This is a genomic window from Streptomyces fumanus (assembly GCF_014655295.1).
Taxonomy (GTDB): Bacteria; Actinomycetota; Actinomycetes; order Streptomycetales; family Streptomycetaceae; genus Streptomyces; species Streptomyces fumanus.
Map to the genome: position 1 here is coordinate 120,405 of NZ_BNBI01000018.1, position 15,662 is coordinate 136,066.

Genomic DNA, 15,662 nt, shown 5'->3' on the forward strand with positions numbered 1-15,662 from the left:
CCCACCTTGAGGAGCCGTTCCCATGCATCTCGACCACACCCACTCCGGCCCCGTCGCCCTCAGCGCCGACGCCCGCCGCCCCGACGGCACCCGGCGGGCGCTGCGGATCGGGCTCGGGGGGCCCGTCGGCTCCGGCAAGACCGCCACCGTCGCGGCGCTCTGCCGGGCGCTGCGCGAGGAGCTGTCCCTGGCGGTCGTCACCAACGACATCTACACCCGCGAGGACGCCGAGTTCCTGCTCCGGGAGGCCGTGCTGCCGCCCGAGCGGATCAGCGCCGTGGAGACGGGGGCCTGCCCGCACACCGCGATCCGGGACGACATCTCCGCCAACCTGGAGGCCGTCGAGGACCTGGAGGACACGGCCGGCCCGCTGGACCTGATCCTGGTCGAGTCCGGCGGCGACAACCTCACCGCCACCTTCTCCAAGGGCCTGGTCGACGCGCAGATCTTCGTCATCGACGTGGCCGGCGGGGACGACATCCCCCGCAAGGGCGGGCCCGGGGTCACCACCGCCGACCTGCTCGTCGTCAACAAGACCGACCTCGCCCCGTACGTCGGCTCCGACCTGCCCCGGATGGCCGCCGACGCCAAGGCCCAGCGCGGCGAACTCCCCGTCGTCCTCCAGTCGCTGCGCGAGGAGACGGGCGTGCGGGACGTGGCCGACTGGGTGCGCGCCCGGCTCGCCGACTGGACGGCCCCGGCGTGACGGCCGCCGTCACCGCCACCGCCCGCATCCACGCCCGCCCCGACGGACGGGGCGGCACCGCCCTGCCGGTGCTGGCCGGCGAGGGCCCCCTGGCGCCCCGGCGGACCCGGGGTACGGCCGGCGAGGCGTCCGTCGTGCTGGTCGGCGCGATGAGCGGACCGCTCGGCGGCGACCGCCTCCGGGTGGAGACCGAGGTCGCCGAGGGCGCCAGACTGCGCGTCGGCTCCGCGGCGGCCACCCTCGCCCTGCCCGGCCGGCACCAGGACGAGGCCCGCTACGACGTGCGGCTCACCGTCGCCGACGGCGGCGAACTGCGCTGGTTGCCCGAGCAGTTGATCTCCGCGGGCGGCAGCGACCTGTACGTCACCACCCGGGCCGACCTCGCGGCGAGGGCCCGGCTGGTGCTGCGCGAGGAACAGGTGCTCGGCCGGACCGGGGAGGAACCGGGCCGGCTCACCAGCCGCCTCACCGTGCGGATCGCCGGCCGCTGTGTGCTGGACCAGGAGCTGTCCTGCGGCCCCGGCGCCCCGGGCGGCTGGGACGGCCCCGCCGTCCTGGCAGGACACCGCGCCGTCGGGCAGATCGTCGTGGTCCGTCCGGAGTTCGCCCCGCACCCGCCGGCCGCCCGGGTGTGCCCGGCGGGCGCCGCGGTGCTGCCGCTGGCCGGGCCCGCCGTGCTGCTGACGGCCGTCGCCCCGGACGCCCTGCAACTGCGCCGGGCGCTGGACGAGGCGCTGGCGGCGCTGGGCTGACGCTCCGTCGGCCGAACGGCTCTCTCCGTTTATCGGATTGGCAAAGAACCCGCGCCGCCTCTGTTCTCGGCGAACACACAGCCGAGAGGATCCCCTTGTTCATCGCACGGATGTCCGGGGAGGGTCCACTTGAGGAACAGACGACTGAGGCGGAGCACGGCGGCGCTCGCGTCCGCCGGAACGCTGGTGACCGCGACGCTGATAGCGGGCGCCGTCACCGCTCCCGCGGCGAGCGCCAGCCCGGCCGCCCGGCACGGGCAGCCCCAGGACCGCGAGGCCAAGGGCGCGGCCGTCGCCGCGGCCCGGGCCGCCCAGGCGGGCATCGACTGGCAGGACTGCCCCGCCGACTGGAACCTGCCCAAGCCGATCCAGTGCGGCTGGGTCACGGTCCCGGTCGACTACGCCAAGCCGAACGGCAAGCAGATCAAGCTCGCCGTCGACCGCATCGGCAACACCGGCACCCCGGCCCAGCGCCAGGGCGCCCTCATCTACAACCCCGGCGGCCCCGGCGGCTCGGGTTTGCGCTTCCCCACCCGGGTCACCAACAAGAACGCCGTGTGGGCGAAGGCGGCCCAGGCGTACGACTTCGTGGGCTTCGACCCGCGCGGCGTCGGCAGGTCGGCGCCCATCTCCTGCGTCGACCCGCAGGAGTTCGTCAAGGCGCCCAAGCCCGACCCGGTGCCCGACTCCGAGGCCGACAAGCTCGCCCAGCGCAAGCTGGCCCGGGAGTACGCCGAGGGCTGCTACGAGCGCAGCGGCGCGATGCTGCCGCACATGACCACGCCGAACACCGCCCGCGACCTCGACGTGATCCGCGCCGCGCTCGGCGAGAAGCAGCTCAACTACCTCGGTGTCTCCTACGGCACCTACCTCGGCGCCGTCTACGGCACCCTCTTCCCGGGCCACGTCCGCCGCATGGTCGTGGACAGCGTGGTCAACCCCTCGCGGGAGAAGATCTGGTACCAGGCCAACCTGGACCAGGACGTGGCCTTCGAGACCCGCTGGCAGGACTGGCAGGACTGGGTCGCGAAGAACGACGCCACCTACCACCTCGGCGACACCCGCGCCGAGGTCCAGGCCCAGTGGCTGAAGCTGCGCGCCACCGCCAAGAAGAACCCGATCGGCGGGGTCGTCGGCCCGGCCGAGCTGCTCGGCTTCTTCCAGAGCGCCCCGTACTACGACTCCTCCTGGGCGCCGGTCGCCTCGGTCTTCAGCAAGTACGTCGCCGGGGACACCCAGGCGCTGGTGGACGCCGCCGCCCCCGACCTGTCGGACACCGCGGGCAACGCCTCCTCGGAGAACGGCAACGCCGTCTACACGGCGGTCGAGTGCACGGACGCCAAGTGGCCGACGAACTGGAAGACCTGGGACCGGGACAACACCCGGCTGCACCGTGACCACCCGTTCCTGACCTGGTCCAACGCCTGGATGAACCTGCCCTGCGCGACCTGGCCGGTCAAGCAGCACACCCCGCTGGAGGTGAAGACCGGCAAGGGCCTGCCGCCGGTGCTGATCGTCCAGTCCGAGCGGGACGCGGCCACCCCGTACGGCGGCGCCGTCGAACTGCACCAGCGGTTCAAGGGCTCCCGCCTGATCACCGAGAAGGACGCCGGTTCGCACGGCGTCACCAGCCTGGTCAACCCGTGCGTCAACGACCGGGTCGACACCTACCTGCTCACCGGCGAGGTGGACGGCCGGGACGTCACCTGCGCCCCGCACGCCACGCCGAAGCCGTAGCGGCCCCACGCACGACAGGGGCGGCCGGGACCACCGGCCGCCCCTTCTCCGTCTCCCGGTGCGCTCAGGCCAGCCAGGCGTCCTCGGCCGCGTAGTCGAAGAGGTTCCCGTACGACTGGGCCATCTTCGGGTACGCCTCCCGCCAGTCCCGGCCGGCGAGCCGGCGTTCGATGAAGGCGACGGTCTCCGGGAGCGTCTCGGCGTAGTGGCTCACCGGCCGGTAGCCCAGTTCCCGTTCGGCCGCGGTCATGGCGCACACCACCGGTGCCGGCACCGACCAGGGCGTGTCGCCCACCCCCTCGGCGGGCGGCGGGCCGTCCACCAGCACGTCCTCGGCCTCGACACCCATCACCGCGTCGATCGCCGCCCCGATCCCGGCCACCGTCGGCGCATCCGGGTCCACCGCGTTCAGCACCCGGGTCCCCGGCCGCGCGGCGGCCAGCCGGACCAGCTCGGCGACATTGCCCACCGCCGCCGGATGGAACCGGCTGGCACCCCGGTAGGCCAGCACCCGGCGGCGCCGGCCGTCGAGGTTGCGCTTGACGAACCACAGCTCGCGCGGGGTGCGGCAGTACGGCCCGTGCACCGCGCCCGCCCGCAGCAGCGTCACCGGCAGCGCGTCCCCCGCGCCCAGCAGCTCCCGCTCCAGCGCGGCCTTGCGGGTGCTGTACGAGGCGTCGCCCGGCCGGACCGTGCGCTGCCCCTCGGTGAGCGGCACCGGGTACTCGGGGAAGCCGCCGGGCCGGTCCTGGGTGTCGAAGCCGCGGCCCTGGTCGTCCTCGTACACCGAGACGCTGGAGATCACCACCGCCGAGCCGATCCGCCCGGCCAGCGCCGTCAACTGCCGGGCGTGCGCGGGCCCGTAGGCCACCGTGTCGACCAGTACGTCACAGCCGTCGCCGACCGCCGACGCGAGGGCCGCGTCGTCCTCCCGGTCGGCCCGCACCGCCCGTACGCCGTCCGGCCAGTCGCGGCCCCGGCCGCCGCCCCGGGAGACGGCGGTCACCTCCCAGCCCTCCCCGGCCAGCGCCCGTACCACCGCCCGCCCGATCTGTCCCGTCGCTCCGACCACCACAGCACGTGTCATACCGGGACCGTAGGCACGCCGGGGCCGCGCGCGCCACGGGCCTTCGCCGACAGCAGAGCTCAGGTGAGCGGCATCCGGGGGAAGCGCCGGGCCCGGGTGCCCCGTTCGGCCTCGGCCTTGACGTCGGCCGCGTACCGGTCGACGTACTCCTGGCCGGACAGCTCCAGGACGGCGTACATGATCTCGTCGGTGACCGCGCGCAGGACCGCCTTCTCCTGTTCCATCCCGGCGTAGCGGGAGAAGTCCAGGGGCGCGCCGAAGCGGATGACCACGGGGCGGACGCGGGGCAGTTTGCGGCCGGGCGGCTGGGCCTCGAAGGTGCCGATCATCGCGCACGGCACGACCGGCACCCCGGCCCGCAGCGCCATCACCGCGACGCCGACCTTGCCCTTGTAGAGGCGCCCGTCGTGGGACCGGGTGCCCTCGGGGTAGATGCCGAGCAGCTCGCCCCGGGAGAGGACGCGCAGCCCCTCGGTGATGGCGGCCCGGCCCGCGTCCTTGCCCGACCGGTCGACCGGGATCTGCCCGGCGGCGCGGAAGAACGCGGCGGTCAGCCGCCCCTTCAGGCCCGGCCCGGTGAAGTACTCGGCCTTCGCCAGGAAGGTGATCCGGCGCTTGAGGACGGCCGGCATCAGGAAGTGGTCCGAGAACGACAGGTGGTTGCCGGCGACGATGGCCGCCCCGGACGCCGGCACCTGGTCCAGACCCTCGATGCGGGGCCGGAAGACCAGTCGCAGCAGCGGGCCCAGGAGCACGAATCTGAGCAGGTTGTAGAACACGGATCGCCTCTCGCTCGCACCGGAGAACCCCTGAGGACGATGTTGACAGGCGGACGGCCGGAAGGGACCCCCTCGGACCCGGCGGCCCGAAGGGACCGCCCCCGGCCCGGTGGCCCGAGCCACCCCGCGGACCTCGTGTCCCGGGGCAGCGTCCCGGTCCGTCCGGGCGGTGATCGGGGCCCGCCTTGCCGTACTGCGAGTAACAAGTTGATCATGCCAACCGGGAGCCTCGGGCAATGATGTCCGGATGTCCGGGGCGTCGGCAGGTCCGCCAGGAGTTTCGTATGCACCCCATGAACCAGCCCGAGGTCACGGTCGACCAGGCGCGCGAGGACTACGACGCGCACCGCCGGTACTGCCGCCAGTGCCACGCCGACGCCGCGCCCTGCCCCGCGGCCAAGCACCTGCGCCGCGTCTACAACAACGCGGCCCGCGCCGCCGTCCGCCCCCCGGGAACCCGCTGAGCCCGGCGGCGCCCGGCATCCCCGGGCGCCGCACGGCGGACCTCAGAACCTCGGCACCGGCGCCTGCTCCTCCACCAGGGCCGCCGCCTCCGCCTCGCTCTGCACCGAGGGCGGGGAGCCGGCCAGCGGCTTGCGCGCGGTCTCCTTCATGCAGGCCACCGCGATCACACCGATCAGGGCCGCGGCCATCGAGTAGTAGGCGGGCATCATGTCCGAGCCGGTCGCCCCGATCAGCGCGGTGATCACCAGCGGGGTGGTGCCGCCGAACAGGGACGTCGACAGGTTGTAGCCCACCGACAGGGACCCGTAGCGCACCGGCGTGGGGAACATCGCCGGCAGCGCCGCCGACATCGTGCCCAGCAGACAGACCAGCGACAGGCCCAGCATCAGCATCCCCGCCGCGACCGCCGCCAGGCCGCCCTGCCGCACCAGCAGGAACGAGGGCGCGGACAGCACCAGGAAGCCCAGCATCCCGGTCATCAGCACCGGCCTGCGGCCGTACCGGTCGGAGAGCCGGCCCACCCGGTTGACGATCAGCATCAGCACCACCATCGTCACCACCAGGATCAGCAGCCCGTGGGTCTCGCTGTAGTCCAGCTCGTCCGAGAGGTACGTCGGCATGTACGACAGCAGCATGTAGTCGTTGATGTTGTACGCGCCGACCAGCGTCACGCACAGCAGCAGCGTCCGCCAGTGCTGCCGGAAGATCTTCGCGAGGTCGCCCCGGGTGGTGGTCTCCACCGCGTCCGCCGCCTCGGAGATGTGCACCGTGCCCTCCTCCAGCCTGAGGAAGGCGGGCGTGTCGTCCAGCTTCAGCCGCAGATAGAGGCCGACGATGCCGAGCGGACCGGCGACCAGGAACGGCACCCGCCAGCCCCAGGCGTCCATCTGGCCGGTGCCCAGCCAGGCGGTGAGCGCCGTGACCAGACCGGCCGCGCCGGTGTACCCGGCCAGCGTGCCCAGCTCCAGGAAGCTGCCGAAGAAGCCGCGCCGCTTGTCCGGGGCGTACTCCGCGATGAAGGTCGAGGCGCCCCCGTACTCGCCGCCGGTGGAGAAGCCCTGGAGCAGCCGGAACACGATCAGCAGCAGCGGCGACCAGAAGCCCACCGCGGCGTACGTCGGCAGCAGCCCGATCGCGAAGGTGCCGACCGCCATCAGGATCATCGTCAGCGCCAGGACCTTCTTGCGGCCGATCCGGTCGCCCATCGGCCCGAAGACCATGCCGCCGAGCGGACGCACCAGGAAGGCCACGGCGAAGGTCGCGAAGGACGACAGCAACTGCGCGGTGTCACTGCCGGACGGGAAGAAGACCCGGCCGATGGTGCCGGCCAGATAGGCGTAGATGCCGAAGTCGAACCACTCCATGGCGTTGCCGAGGGAGGCCGCCTTGACCGCCCGCTTGACGGCCCGCTCGTCCGTCACCGTGATGTCCGACCTGCGCAGCCGCGGGTTCCGCCGGCGCCTGACGGCACGGAACAGGGTGGGGTGCCGCCTGACCGCTGCGGAGTCGGGCACGGGTCCGTGGTCGGTGGGGGACGTGGCGGGCTTCCTTTCCAGGGACATACCGCTCCAAACGGCACAATCGCATGTACATCAGCTTTCCAACCACGCCTGCCACACCATGCGGAATTCACTCGTCCGGATCGGTCGGCAAGTGGCGGAGTAGGCTTCGGGTCATGCGGATCGCCGTCTCCTCAGACCTGGACGAACCCGTGGCCCGCCTCCTCGTCGAGGAGCTGCGCCGCCGCGGCCACGAGGTGCTGCCGCACGGGGCGCTGCGGCCCGGCGCCGACCCCCAGTGGGCGCCCTGCTCGGAGCAGGCCGCGCGGGACGTCGCCGACGGCCGGGCCGACCAGGCCGTGGTGTGCTGCTGGACCGGCACCGGCGCCTCGATCGCCGCCAACAAGGTGCCGGGCGTCCGCGCCGCCCTGTGCGCCGACGCGTACACCGCCGACGGCGCCCGCCGCTGGAACGACGCCAACGTCCTCGCGCTCAGCCTCCGGCTGACCTCCGGGCCGCTGCTCACGGAGATCCTCGACGCCTGGTTCGCGGGCACGCCCAGCGAGGACCCCGAGGACCGGGGGAACGTCACGCACGTGGAGCGGCTCGACCGGAGCCGAGCCGCCCACTAGGTCCTGGTCTCAGGCCGTCAGCACCTTCTCCAGGGTGCTCAGCGCGCCCTCCAGCTCCGCCGCCGTGATCGTCAGCGGCGGGGCGAGCCGGATCGTGGAGCCGTGGGTGTCCTTGACCAGCACGCCCTCCCGCATCAGCCGCTCGCTGATCTCCCGGCCGGTGCCCAGCGCCGGGTCCACGTCCACGCCCGCCCACAGCCCCCGCGCCCGGAAGGCCACCACTCCCCGGCCGACCAGCGCCGCCAGCCTCTCCCGGAGCAGGACGCCCAGCTCGGCCGCCCGGCGCTGGTACTCGCCCGTCTCCAGCAGCCCGACCACCGCCGTGCCCACCGCCGCGGCCAGCGGATTGCCGCCGAACGTCGAGCCGTGCTCGCCCGGCCGCAGCACCCCGAGCACGTCCCGCCGGCCCACCACCGCCGACACCGGCACGATCCCGCCGCCCAGCGCCTTGCCGAGCAGCACCACGTCCGGGACGACCGACTCGTGCTGCACGGCGAGGGTGTGCCCGGTGCGCCCCAGCCCCGACTGGATCTCGTCCGCGATGAACAGGCACCCCGCGCGCCGGGTCACCTCCCGCACCCCGGCCAGATAGCCGTCGTCCGGGATCAGCACCCCCGCCTCGCCCTGCACCGGCTCGATCAGCACCGCCGCCGTCGTCCCGTCGACCGCCGCCTCCAGCGCCGCCAGGTCGTTGTACGGCACGATCCGGAAACCCGGCGTGAACGGCCCGAACCCGGACCGGGCCGACTCGTCGGTGGAGAAGCCCACGATCGTCGTCGTCCGGCCGTGGAAGTTGCCGGCCGCCACCACGATCGTCGCGGCGCCGTCCGGGACGCCCTTGACCTCGTAGGCCCACTTGCGGGCCACCTTGATGCCGCTCTCCACCGCCTCCGCGCCGGTGTTCATCGGCAGCACCGTCTCGGTGCCGGTGAGCGCGGCCAGTTGCTCGGCGAAACCGGCGAGGCGGTCGTGGTGGAAGGCGCGCGAGGTCAGTGTCAGCCGGTCGAGCTGGCGGTGCGCGGCCTCGACCAGCACCGGGTGCCGGTGCCCGAAGTTCAGCGCCGAGTACCCGGCCAGCAGGTCCAGGTAGCGGCGGCCCTCCACGTCCTCCATCCAGACGCCCTCGGCGCGGGCGACCACCACCGGCAGCGGGTGGTAGTTGTGCGCGACGACGGGCTCCTCGGCGCGGATCAGCTCGGTGGACGTACGGGGGTGCGCGGACGCGGTCATGAACGGATCTCCTGAGTGCAGCACTTGATGCTGCCGCCGGCCTTGTGGAACTCGGACAGGTCGACGGGGACCGGGACGTAGCCGCGCTCGGCGAGCCGGGCGGCCAGGGCGCGCGCCTCCGGGGGGAGGAACACATGGCGCCCGTCGCTGACGGCGTTCAGCCCGAACGCCAGCGCCTCCTCGCGGGTGGCGAGCACCGCGTCCGGATAGAGCCGGGCGAGCACCTCCCGGCTGCCCGGACTGAACGCGTCCGGACAGTAGGCGACGTTCCCGCCGTCCGCGTCGTCGAGCACGAACAGCGCCGTGTCCAGGTGGTAGAGGTACGGGTCCACCAGCGTCAGCGAGATCACCGGCACCCCGAAGAACTCCTGGGCCTCACGATGGGCCGCCGGGACGGTACGGAAGCCCGTGCCGGCCAGGATCCACCGCCCGGCCGGCACCAGGTCGCCCTCGCCCTCGCACACCGCCTCCGGACGGTGCACCTCGAAGCCCTCCGCCTTGAGCCACGCCTCGTACGGCAGGGACTCCGGCCGCCGCTCGGGCGCCTTGAACAGCGAGCCGAGGGCCCGGCCCGCCACGGTCACCGCCGCGTTGGCGGCGAACACCATGTCGGGCAGCCCGGCCACCGGAGGGACGGTGTCGACGGTGTGGCCGTGCGCGCGGTAGGCGTCCACCAGCGCCTGCCACTGGTCCAGGGCCCGGACCGGGTCCACGGGCCGGTCGGTGCGCATCCACGGGTTGATCGAGTAGCTCACGGCGAAGTGCCGGGGTTCGCAGAGCAGGAAGCGCCGCGGGCGCGGCACACGGGAGTCGGGCACAGAGGGGTTCCTCCGCTTCCTCACGGTACGTCACGGTTCGGTGACACCACGGTAGGAAGTGACCCGTACGGGCGACAAGCGACGAAAGCTGCGTGTCCACGCACCGATCCTGCGTTGTCGGGCCGTTCAGCGCACGTCCGCTGCGCCCTGGGGGGCCGCCTGGCTGGCGCCCGCCTCCGGACTGTCCGGCAGCAGATGGGAGAGCACCATCACACTGATGGTCTTGCGGATGAACGGCTCCACCCGGATGCGCTCCAGCACCTCCTCGAAGTGCTCCACGTCCCGCGCCCGCACATGCAGCAGCGCGTCCGCGCCGCCGGTCACCGTCATCGCCGCGGCGATCTCCGGATGGTTGCGGACCACCTCCGCCAGCCGCCGGGGCGGGGCCGCGCCCTCGCAGTACACCTCCACGTACGCCTCCGTCCGCCAGCCCAGCGCCGACGGCCGCACCGTGGCCGTGAACCCGGTGATCACCCCGGTCTCCCGCAGTCGGTCCACCCGCCGCTTGACCGCCGTCGCCGACAGCCCGACGTCCGCGCCGATCTCGGCGAAGGACGCCCGGGCGTTGGCCATCAGCGCGGTGACGATCTTCCGGTCCAGTTCGTCGAAGGACGGCGGCCTGCTGTTCATGCGGGCACTGTATCCAGCGCGAACACGTGTGCTGCGGGGCGTGTGCAGGCGGACGGATCGCCCCTAGACTCCACGTCCATGCTGCGCGCCCTGGCCGTCGACGACGAACGCCCCTCGCTGGAAGAGCTCGTGTACCTGCTCAACGCCGACCCGCGGGTCGGCAGCGCGGAGGGCGCGGGCGACGCCACCGGGGCGCTGCGCCGCATCAACCGCGCCCTGGAGTCCGGCCCCGACGGCCCGGACGCCATCGACGTGGTCTTCCTCGACATCCAGATGCCCGGCCTGGACGGCCTGGACCTGGCCCGGCTGCTCACCGGGTTCGCCCGGCCGCCGCTGGTCGTCTTCGTCACCGCCCACGAGGACTTCGCCGTCCAGGCGTTCGACCTCAAGGCCGTCGACTACGTCCTCAAACCGGTCCGCCGGGAACGCCTGGCCGAAGCCGTCCGCCGCGCCGCCGAACTCAGCGGCACCCCGCCCCGCATCCCCGTGCACGAACCCGACCCCGACCACATCCCCGTCGAACTCGGCGGCGTCACCCGCTTCGTCCCGGTCGACGACATCACCCACGTCGAGGCCCAGGGCGACTACGCCCGGCTGCACACCGGCCAGGGCAGCCACCTGGTCCGCGTCCCGCTGTCCACCCTGGAGGACCGCTGGCGCTCGCGCGGCTTCGTCCGCATCCACCGCCGCCACCTCGTCGCCCTGCGCCACATCGGCGAACTCCGGCTGGACGCCGGTACCGTCAGCGTCCTGGTCGGCGCCGAGGAGCTCCAGGTCAGCCGCCGCCACGCACGCGAGCTGCGGGACCTGCTGATGCGGAGGCCCTGACGGTGCCCCACGACCCCGCCGACCGCCGCGTCACCGTCACCGGCCCGCCCCGCCGCGCCCTGCGCTCCCACCGAGCCTCCGGCTACTACCGGCCGCGCACCGAGATCGACGAGCAGACCACCCTCGGCCACACCTACGTCCGCTCCCTGATGCGCAGCCAACTGCGCGCCGCGCTGACCGTGTTCGCCGTGCTGGTGCTGCTGGTCGGCCCGCTGCCGCTGCTGTTCGCCGCGCTGCCCGGCGCCCGCCGCCTGGAGTGGGCCGTCCTCGGCTTCGCCCTGTACGCCCCGCTCGTCCTGCTCGCCCGTTGGTACGTCCGCCGCGCCGAACGCAACGAACGCGACTTCGTACGGCTCGTGGAGGACCGCTAGCCGCCGTGAACTCCAGCTTCGCCGTCCCCGCCGTCGCCCTCGTCGTCGTGGCGACCGTCCTCGTCGGCGCCTTCGGGCTGCGCGTCTCCCGGACCACCTCAGACTTCTACGTCGCCTCCCGCACCGTCGGCCCGCGCCTGAACGCCGCCGCCATCAGTGGCGAGTACCTCTCCGCCGCGTCCTTCCTCGGCATCGCCGGCCTGGTCCTGGTGCAGGGCCCCGACATGCTCTGGTACCCGGTCGGCTACACCGCCGGGTACCTGCTGCTCCTGCTGTTCGTCGCCGCCCCGCTGCGCCGCTCCGGCGCCTACACGCTGCCCGACTTCGCCGAGGCGCGGCTCGCCTCCCAGGCGGTACGGCGGCTCGCGGGCGCCTTCGTGGTCGGCGTCGGCTGGCTGTACCTGCTGCCCCAGCTCCAGGGGGCGGGACTGACGCTGACCGTGCTGACCGGGGCGCCCGACTGGCTCGGCGGGGTGATCGTCGCCCTGGTGGTCACCGCCACCGTCGCGGCCGGCGGCATGCGCAGCATCACCTTCGTCCAGGCGTTCCAGTACTGGCTGAAGCTCACCGCCCTGCTGGTCCCCGCCCTCTTCCTGATCCTCGCCTGGCAGGCCGACGGCGCCCCGGCCCGCGCCTTCGAGGAACCCGCCGCCTTCCGCGAGCACCGCACCGTCCGCGTCCAGGACGCCCTCGCCCTGAAGCTGGAGCGGCCGCTGACCGTCACCGTGCACGGCACCGTGGACGGCCGCCCGCACCACGGCACCCGGCTCCTGCTCCCCGCCGGCACCCACCGCATCGACGCCGGCACCCGCCTCTCCTTCGCCCCCGGCACCCCCGTACCGGCGGCCGCCGGACCCGGCGCCGACGACGCCCTCTCACCGTCCCGCGCCGAGAGCCGCACCGAACGCCCGCTGTACGCCACCTACGGGCTGATCCTCGCCACGTTCCTCGGCACCATGGGCCTGCCGCACGTCGTGGTCCGCTTCTACACCAGCCCGCACGGCGTCGCCGCCCGCCGCACCACCGTCGCCGTCCTCGGCCTGATCGGCGCCTTCTACCTGCTGCCGCCCGTCTACGGCGCCCTCGGCCGGCTCTACGCGCCCGAACTCACCCTCACCGGCGACGCGGACGCCGCCGTGCTGCTGCTGCCGGACCGGATGATCGGGGGCCTGGGCGGCGACCTGCTCGGCGCCCTCGTGGCGGGCGGCGCCTTCGCCGCGTTCCTGTCCACCGCCTCCGGGCTGACCATGGCCGTCGCGGGCGTCCTCACCCAGGACGTGCTGCCCGCCCGGGGCGTGCGGCACTTCCGGCTCGGCACCCTGCTCGCCATGGCCGTCCCGCTCGCCGCCAGCGTCCTGGTCGGCGGGCTGCCCGTCGCCGACGCGGTCGGCCTCGCCTTCGCGGTGTCGGCGTCCTCGTTCTGTCCGCTGCTGGTCCTCGGCATCTGGTGGCGGCGGCTGACCCCGCCGGGCGCGGCCGCCGGGATGCTGGTCGGCGGCGGCTCCGCGCTGCTCGCGGTGACGGCGACGATGGCCGGTTTCCCGGGCGGCGGGGGAGCGCCGCACGCCCTGCTGGCCTGGCCCGCGCTCTGGTCGGTGCCGCTGGGCTTCCTCACCATGGTGCTGGTCTCCCTGGCCACCCCGGGCCGGGTCCCGCCCGGCACGGCGGCGGTCCTCGCCCGCTTCCACCTCCCCGAGGACCTGCGCACGGAGGCGACGGTATGAGCGGTTTCCTGGCCGGGCTGTGCGTGGCGGTGCTGCCGCTGCTGGCGGCGGGCTTCTGGCTGGGCCGGCGCACGGCCCGCCCGGAGAGCCTCGGCGGGCTCGGCACCCCGGTCGAGCACGCCACCTTCCAGACCCTGCACACCGCCTCCCTCGCCGCGCCCCCGCTGCGCGCCGGGCTGACCGAGGAGACCGCCCGCCGGTCCGCCCGCAAGCTGCGCTCCCTGCTCGGCACCGACGCGCTCTGCCTGACCGGCACCAAGGAGGTCCTGGTCTGGGACGGCGTCGGCGCTCACCACCGCACCGAGATCATGGAACGGCTCGCCGGGCCGCTGGAGACCGGCCGGGGCGAGGCGTTCCGGCTCACCTGCGACACCCCGGACTGCTCGGTGCGCTGGGCGGTGGTCACCCCGCTCACCGTCGACGACCGGGTGCACGGCGCGCTGGTGGCCTGCGCGCCCCGCGAGTCCGCCGTCCTGGTCCGGGCCGCCGGGGAGGTGGCCCGCTGGGTCTCCGTCCAGTTGGAGCTCGCCGACCTGGACCAGTCCCGCACCCGGCTGATCGAGGCCGAGATCAAGGCGCTGCGGGCCCAGATATCCCCGCACTTCATCTTCAACTCGCTCGCGGTGATCGCCTCGTTCGTCCGCACCGACCCCGAGCGCGCCCGCGAGCTGCTCCTGGAGTTCGCCGACTTCACCCGCTACTCGTTCCGCCGGCACGGCGACTTCACCACCCTCGCCGACGAACTGCACGCCATCGACCACTACCTGGCGCTGGTCCGGGCCCGGTTCGGCGACCGCCTCGCGGTCACCCTCCAGATCGCCCCCGAGGTGCTGCCGGTCACCCTGCCCTTCCTCTGCCTCCAGCCGCTCGTCGAGAACGCCGTCAAACACGGGCTGGAGGGCAAGTCCGACCAGTGCCACATCCAGATCACCGCGCAGGACGCGGGCGCCGAGGCCCTGGTCGTCATCGAGGACGACGGCGCCGGCATGGACCCCGCCCTGCTCCGCCGCATCCTGGCCCGCGAGGTCAGCCCGTCGGGCGGCATCGGCCTGTCCAACGTCGACGACCGGCTCCGCCAGGTCTACGGCGACGAGCACGCCCTGGTCATCGAGACGGCCGTCGGCGCGGGCATGAAGATCACCGTCCGGCTGCCGAAGTACCAGCCGGGCGTCCACCCGGCGGCCCGGCCCGCCCGCGCCTGACGGTCAGGCACTGCGGGTGGCGATCATCCCCAGCGTGAGCAGACCCAGCACGACCCAGCCGAACCAGAGCCAGCCGTTGCTGCCGAGCGCCACCGTGTAGGCCGTCACCGCCACCAGGCCCCCGATGGTGAGCGCCGCCATCGTCTTCGTGGAACTGTCCGTGGAACCGGGCATCGCGACACCCTCCTGTAGGGTTCCGTTCCCTCCATGGTGCCCCGAAGATCCTCGTTCAGCTCCCGCGCGTCCGCAAGGAGGCCAGATAGGCGTTGTACGCCTCCAGTTCCTTGTCGCCGTCCCGGTCGGCGGCCCGGTCGGTGCGCCGGGCCTGCCGCTGGTCGGAGGCGTACCACTGGAACAGCAGGGCGATCAGCACCAGCACGGAGGGCACCTCGCTGAACGCCCAGGCGATCCCGCCGGCCGCGTTCTGGTCGGAGAGCGCGTCGACGCCCAGGGACGCCGGGGGGTTCTCGAAGGTCGAGACCATCGGGGTGGACGCCATCATCAAGGCGATGCCGAAGAACGCGTGGAACGGCATGCCCGCGAACAGCTCCAGCATCCGCATCAGGTACCCCGGGCGGTGCGGGCCCGGGTCGACGCCCATGATCGGCCAGAAGAAGACCAGGCCGACGGCGAGGAAGTGCACCATCATCGCGAGGTGCCCCACCTTGGAGCCCATCAGGAAGTCGAACAGCGGCGTGAAGTACAGCGCGTACAGGCTGGCGATGAAGAGCGGGATGGTGAAGACCGGGTGGGTGATCACCTTCATGTACCGGCTGTGCAGCAGCATCAGCAGCAGCTCACGCGGGCCCTTGCTGCCCCGCGCGGCCGGCGGCAGCGCGCGCAGCGCCAGCGTCACCGGGGCCCCCAGCAGCAGCAGGATCGGCGACACCATGCTGATCATCATGTGCTGCACCATGTGCACGCTGAACATGACCATGCCGTAGTCGTTGAGCCTGGTGCACATCATCAGGGCGATGCTCAGCACGCCGAGCACGAAGGCGACGGTCCGCCCGACCGGCCAGGCGTCCCCGCGCCGCACCAGCCGCACGACCCCCCACCCGTACAGCGTCAGCCCCAGCACACACGCCACGAGGAAGAACGGATCGGCCGACCAGCCGAGCCCCCGCCCCAGCGTGAACGGCGGCAGATCCATCGTCATGCCGTGCCCGCTGTGATCCATCCGCCGGCTCCCATTTCGTGCC

17 protein-coding genes are annotated in these 15,662 nt (G+C 73.4%); 9 read left to right on the top strand and 8 right to left on the bottom strand.

Annotated features, from left to right (window positions below; all coding sequences use genetic code 11):
- Positions 1 to 22: 22 nt before the first annotated feature.
- From ureG to IE316_RS31400, 3 genes are all read left to right on the top strand, one after another.
- Positions 23 to 706 (top strand): urease accessory protein UreG, encoded by a 684-nt coding sequence (ureG, locus tag IE316_RS31390; RefSeq protein WP_190207915.1) that lies wholly within the window; start codon positions 23 to 25, stop codon positions 704 to 706.
- Positions 703 to 1,458 carry an urease accessory protein UreD gene (locus IE316_RS31395; protein ID WP_229910637.1) on the top strand — a complete coding sequence of 252 codons (756 nt, stop codon included), beginning with the start codon at positions 703 to 705 and terminating at the stop codon, positions 1,456 to 1,458. The genes ureG and IE316_RS31395 overlap by 4 nt, the downstream gene beginning before the upstream one ends.
- A 129-nt stretch (positions 1,459 to 1,587) precedes the next feature.
- Positions 1,588 to 3,195, top strand: a complete 1,608-nt coding sequence (locus IE316_RS31400; RefSeq protein ID WP_190207916.1) for an alpha/beta hydrolase — start codon at positions 1,588 to 1,590, stop codon at positions 3,193 to 3,195.
- 64 nt (positions 3,196 to 3,259) lie between these two features.
- On the opposite strand, the gene IE316_RS31405 is transcribed toward IE316_RS31400, so the two are convergent.
- Both IE316_RS31405 and IE316_RS31410 read right to left on the bottom strand, forming a co-directional pair.
- On the bottom strand, positions 3,260 to 4,282 hold the full coding sequence (locus IE316_RS31405) for an NAD-dependent epimerase/dehydratase family protein (protein ID WP_190207917.1): 1,023 nt from the start codon (positions 4,280 to 4,282) through the stop codon (positions 3,260 to 3,262).
- A 59-nt stretch (positions 4,283 to 4,341) separates the two neighbouring features.
- Entirely contained in the window at positions 4,342 to 5,061 is a 720-nt protein-coding gene (locus tag IE316_RS31410; protein ID WP_190207918.1) for a lysophospholipid acyltransferase family protein, read from the bottom strand.
- A gap of 284 nt (positions 5,062 to 5,345) precedes the next feature.
- Here IE316_RS31410 and IE316_RS31415 point away from each other — a divergent pair, with 284 nt between their 5' ends.
- Positions 5,346 to 5,525: a hypothetical protein gene (locus IE316_RS31415; protein ID WP_190207969.1), complete on the top strand. Its 180-nt coding sequence runs from the start codon at positions 5,346 to 5,348 to the stop codon at positions 5,523 to 5,525.
- Between the two features lie 42 nt (positions 5,526 to 5,567).
- Here the strand turns inward: IE316_RS31415 and IE316_RS31420 are convergent, their stop codons facing one another.
- The gene (locus IE316_RS31420; RefSeq protein WP_190207919.1) at positions 5,568 to 7,088 is read right to left on the bottom strand and encodes an MFS transporter; all 1,521 of its coding nucleotides are present in this window, start codon (positions 7,086 to 7,088) and stop codon (positions 5,568 to 5,570) included.
- A 113-nt stretch (positions 7,089 to 7,201) separates the two neighbouring features.
- Here IE316_RS31420 and IE316_RS31425 point away from each other — a divergent pair, with 113 nt between their 5' ends.
- On the top strand, positions 7,202 to 7,657 hold the full coding sequence (locus IE316_RS31425; RefSeq protein ID WP_190207920.1) for an RpiB/LacA/LacB family sugar-phosphate isomerase: 456 nt from the start codon (positions 7,202 to 7,204) through the stop codon (positions 7,655 to 7,657).
- Positions 7,658 to 7,666: 9 nt separating this feature from the next.
- Here IE316_RS31425 and rocD read toward each other — a convergent pair whose 3' ends face one another.
- The 3 genes from rocD to IE316_RS31440 form a co-directional block, all read right to left on the bottom strand.
- Entirely contained in the window at positions 7,667 to 8,887 is a 1,221-nt protein-coding gene (gene rocD / locus IE316_RS31430) for an ornithine--oxo-acid transaminase (RefSeq protein ID WP_190207921.1), read from the bottom strand.
- Positions 8,884 to 9,705 carry a dimethylargininase gene (gene ddaH, locus IE316_RS31435; protein WP_190207922.1) on the bottom strand — a complete coding sequence of 274 codons (822 nt, stop codon included), beginning with the start codon at positions 9,703 to 9,705 and terminating at the stop codon, positions 8,884 to 8,886. The genes rocD and ddaH overlap by 4 nt, the downstream gene beginning before the upstream one ends.
- Before the next feature lie 126 nt (positions 9,706 to 9,831).
- Positions 9,832 to 10,335 carry an Lrp/AsnC family transcriptional regulator gene (locus IE316_RS31440; RefSeq protein WP_190207923.1) on the bottom strand — a complete coding sequence of 168 codons (504 nt, stop codon included), beginning with the start codon at positions 10,333 to 10,335 and terminating at the stop codon, positions 9,832 to 9,834.
- Positions 10,336 to 10,413: 78 nt separating this feature from the next.
- Here IE316_RS31440 and IE316_RS31445 point away from each other — a divergent pair, with 78 nt between their 5' ends.
- From IE316_RS31445 to IE316_RS31460, 4 genes are read left to right on the top strand one after another with little or no spacing between them, the layout of a single operon-like run.
- A complete protein-coding gene (locus tag IE316_RS31445; RefSeq protein ID WP_190207924.1) occupies positions 10,414 to 11,163 on the top strand; it encodes a LytR/AlgR family response regulator transcription factor in 750 nt (249 codons plus the stop codon).
- Positions 11,164 to 11,165: 2 nt separating this feature from the next.
- Complete coding sequence (locus IE316_RS31450; protein WP_190207925.1) at positions 11,166 to 11,534, top strand: hypothetical protein; 369 nt, start codon at positions 11,166 to 11,168, stop codon at positions 11,532 to 11,534.
- A 5-nt stretch (positions 11,535 to 11,539) separates the two neighbouring features.
- The gene (locus tag IE316_RS31455; protein ID WP_190207926.1) at positions 11,540 to 13,258 is read left to right on the top strand and encodes a sodium/solute symporter; all 1,719 of its coding nucleotides are present in this window, start codon (positions 11,540 to 11,542) and stop codon (positions 13,256 to 13,258) included.
- Positions 13,255 to 14,460: a sensor histidine kinase gene (locus IE316_RS31460; protein ID WP_190207927.1), complete on the top strand. Its 1,206-nt coding sequence runs from the start codon at positions 13,255 to 13,257 to the stop codon at positions 14,458 to 14,460. Before IE316_RS31455 ends, IE316_RS31460 begins: the two co-directional genes overlap by 4 nt.
- A gap of 3 nt (positions 14,461 to 14,463) precedes the next feature.
- Here the strand turns inward: IE316_RS31460 and IE316_RS31465 are convergent, their stop codons facing one another.
- Together IE316_RS31465 and IE316_RS31470 are read right to left on the bottom strand one after the other, a co-directional pair.
- Complete coding sequence (locus tag IE316_RS31465; protein WP_190207928.1) at positions 14,464 to 14,634, bottom strand: hypothetical protein; 171 nt, start codon at positions 14,632 to 14,634, stop codon at positions 14,464 to 14,466.
- 55 nt (positions 14,635 to 14,689) lie between these two features.
- Positions 14,690 to 15,640 carry a cytochrome c oxidase assembly protein gene (locus IE316_RS31470; protein WP_190207929.1) on the bottom strand — a complete coding sequence of 317 codons (951 nt, stop codon included), beginning with the start codon at positions 15,638 to 15,640 and terminating at the stop codon, positions 14,690 to 14,692.
- Between the last annotated feature and the right edge of the window lie 22 nt (positions 15,641 to 15,662).

Excerpts from the sequence above, each read along its gene's own strand:
- ureG (WP_190207915.1), top strand. The coding sequence starts at position 23 with ATGCATCTCGACCACACCCACTCCGGCCCCGTCGCCCTCAGCGCCGAC.
- IE316_RS31405 (WP_190207917.1), bottom strand. The coding sequence starts at position 4,282 with ATGACACGTGCTGTGGTGGTCGGAGCGACGGGACAGATCGGGCGGGCG.
- IE316_RS31415 (WP_190207969.1), top strand. The coding sequence starts at position 5,346 with ATGCACCCCATGAACCAGCCCGAGGTCACGGTCGACCAGGCGCGCGAG.
- IE316_RS31420 (WP_190207919.1), bottom strand. The coding sequence starts at position 7,088 with ATGTCCCTGGAAAGGAAGCCCGCCACGTCCCCCACCGACCACGGACCC.
- IE316_RS31425 (WP_190207920.1), top strand. The coding sequence starts at position 7,202 with ATGCGGATCGCCGTCTCCTCAGACCTGGACGAACCCGTGGCCCGCCTC.
- rocD (WP_190207921.1), bottom strand. The coding sequence starts at position 8,887 with ATGACCGCGTCCGCGCACCCCCGTACGTCCACCGAGCTGATCCGCGCC.
- IE316_RS31440 (WP_190207923.1), bottom strand. The coding sequence starts at position 10,335 with ATGAACAGCAGGCCGCCGTCCTTCGACGAACTGGACCGGAAGATCGTC.
- IE316_RS31445 (WP_190207924.1), top strand. The coding sequence starts at position 10,414 with ATGCTGCGCGCCCTGGCCGTCGACGACGAACGCCCCTCGCTGGAAGAG.
- IE316_RS31460 (WP_190207927.1), top strand. The coding sequence starts at position 13,255 with ATGAGCGGTTTCCTGGCCGGGCTGTGCGTGGCGGTGCTGCCGCTGCTG.
- IE316_RS31465 (WP_190207928.1), bottom strand. The coding sequence starts at position 14,634 with ATGCCCGGTTCCACGGACAGTTCCACGAAGACGATGGCGGCGCTCACC.
- IE316_RS31470 (WP_190207929.1), bottom strand. The coding sequence starts at position 15,640 with ATGGATCACAGCGGGCACGGCATGACGATGGATCTGCCGCCGTTCACG.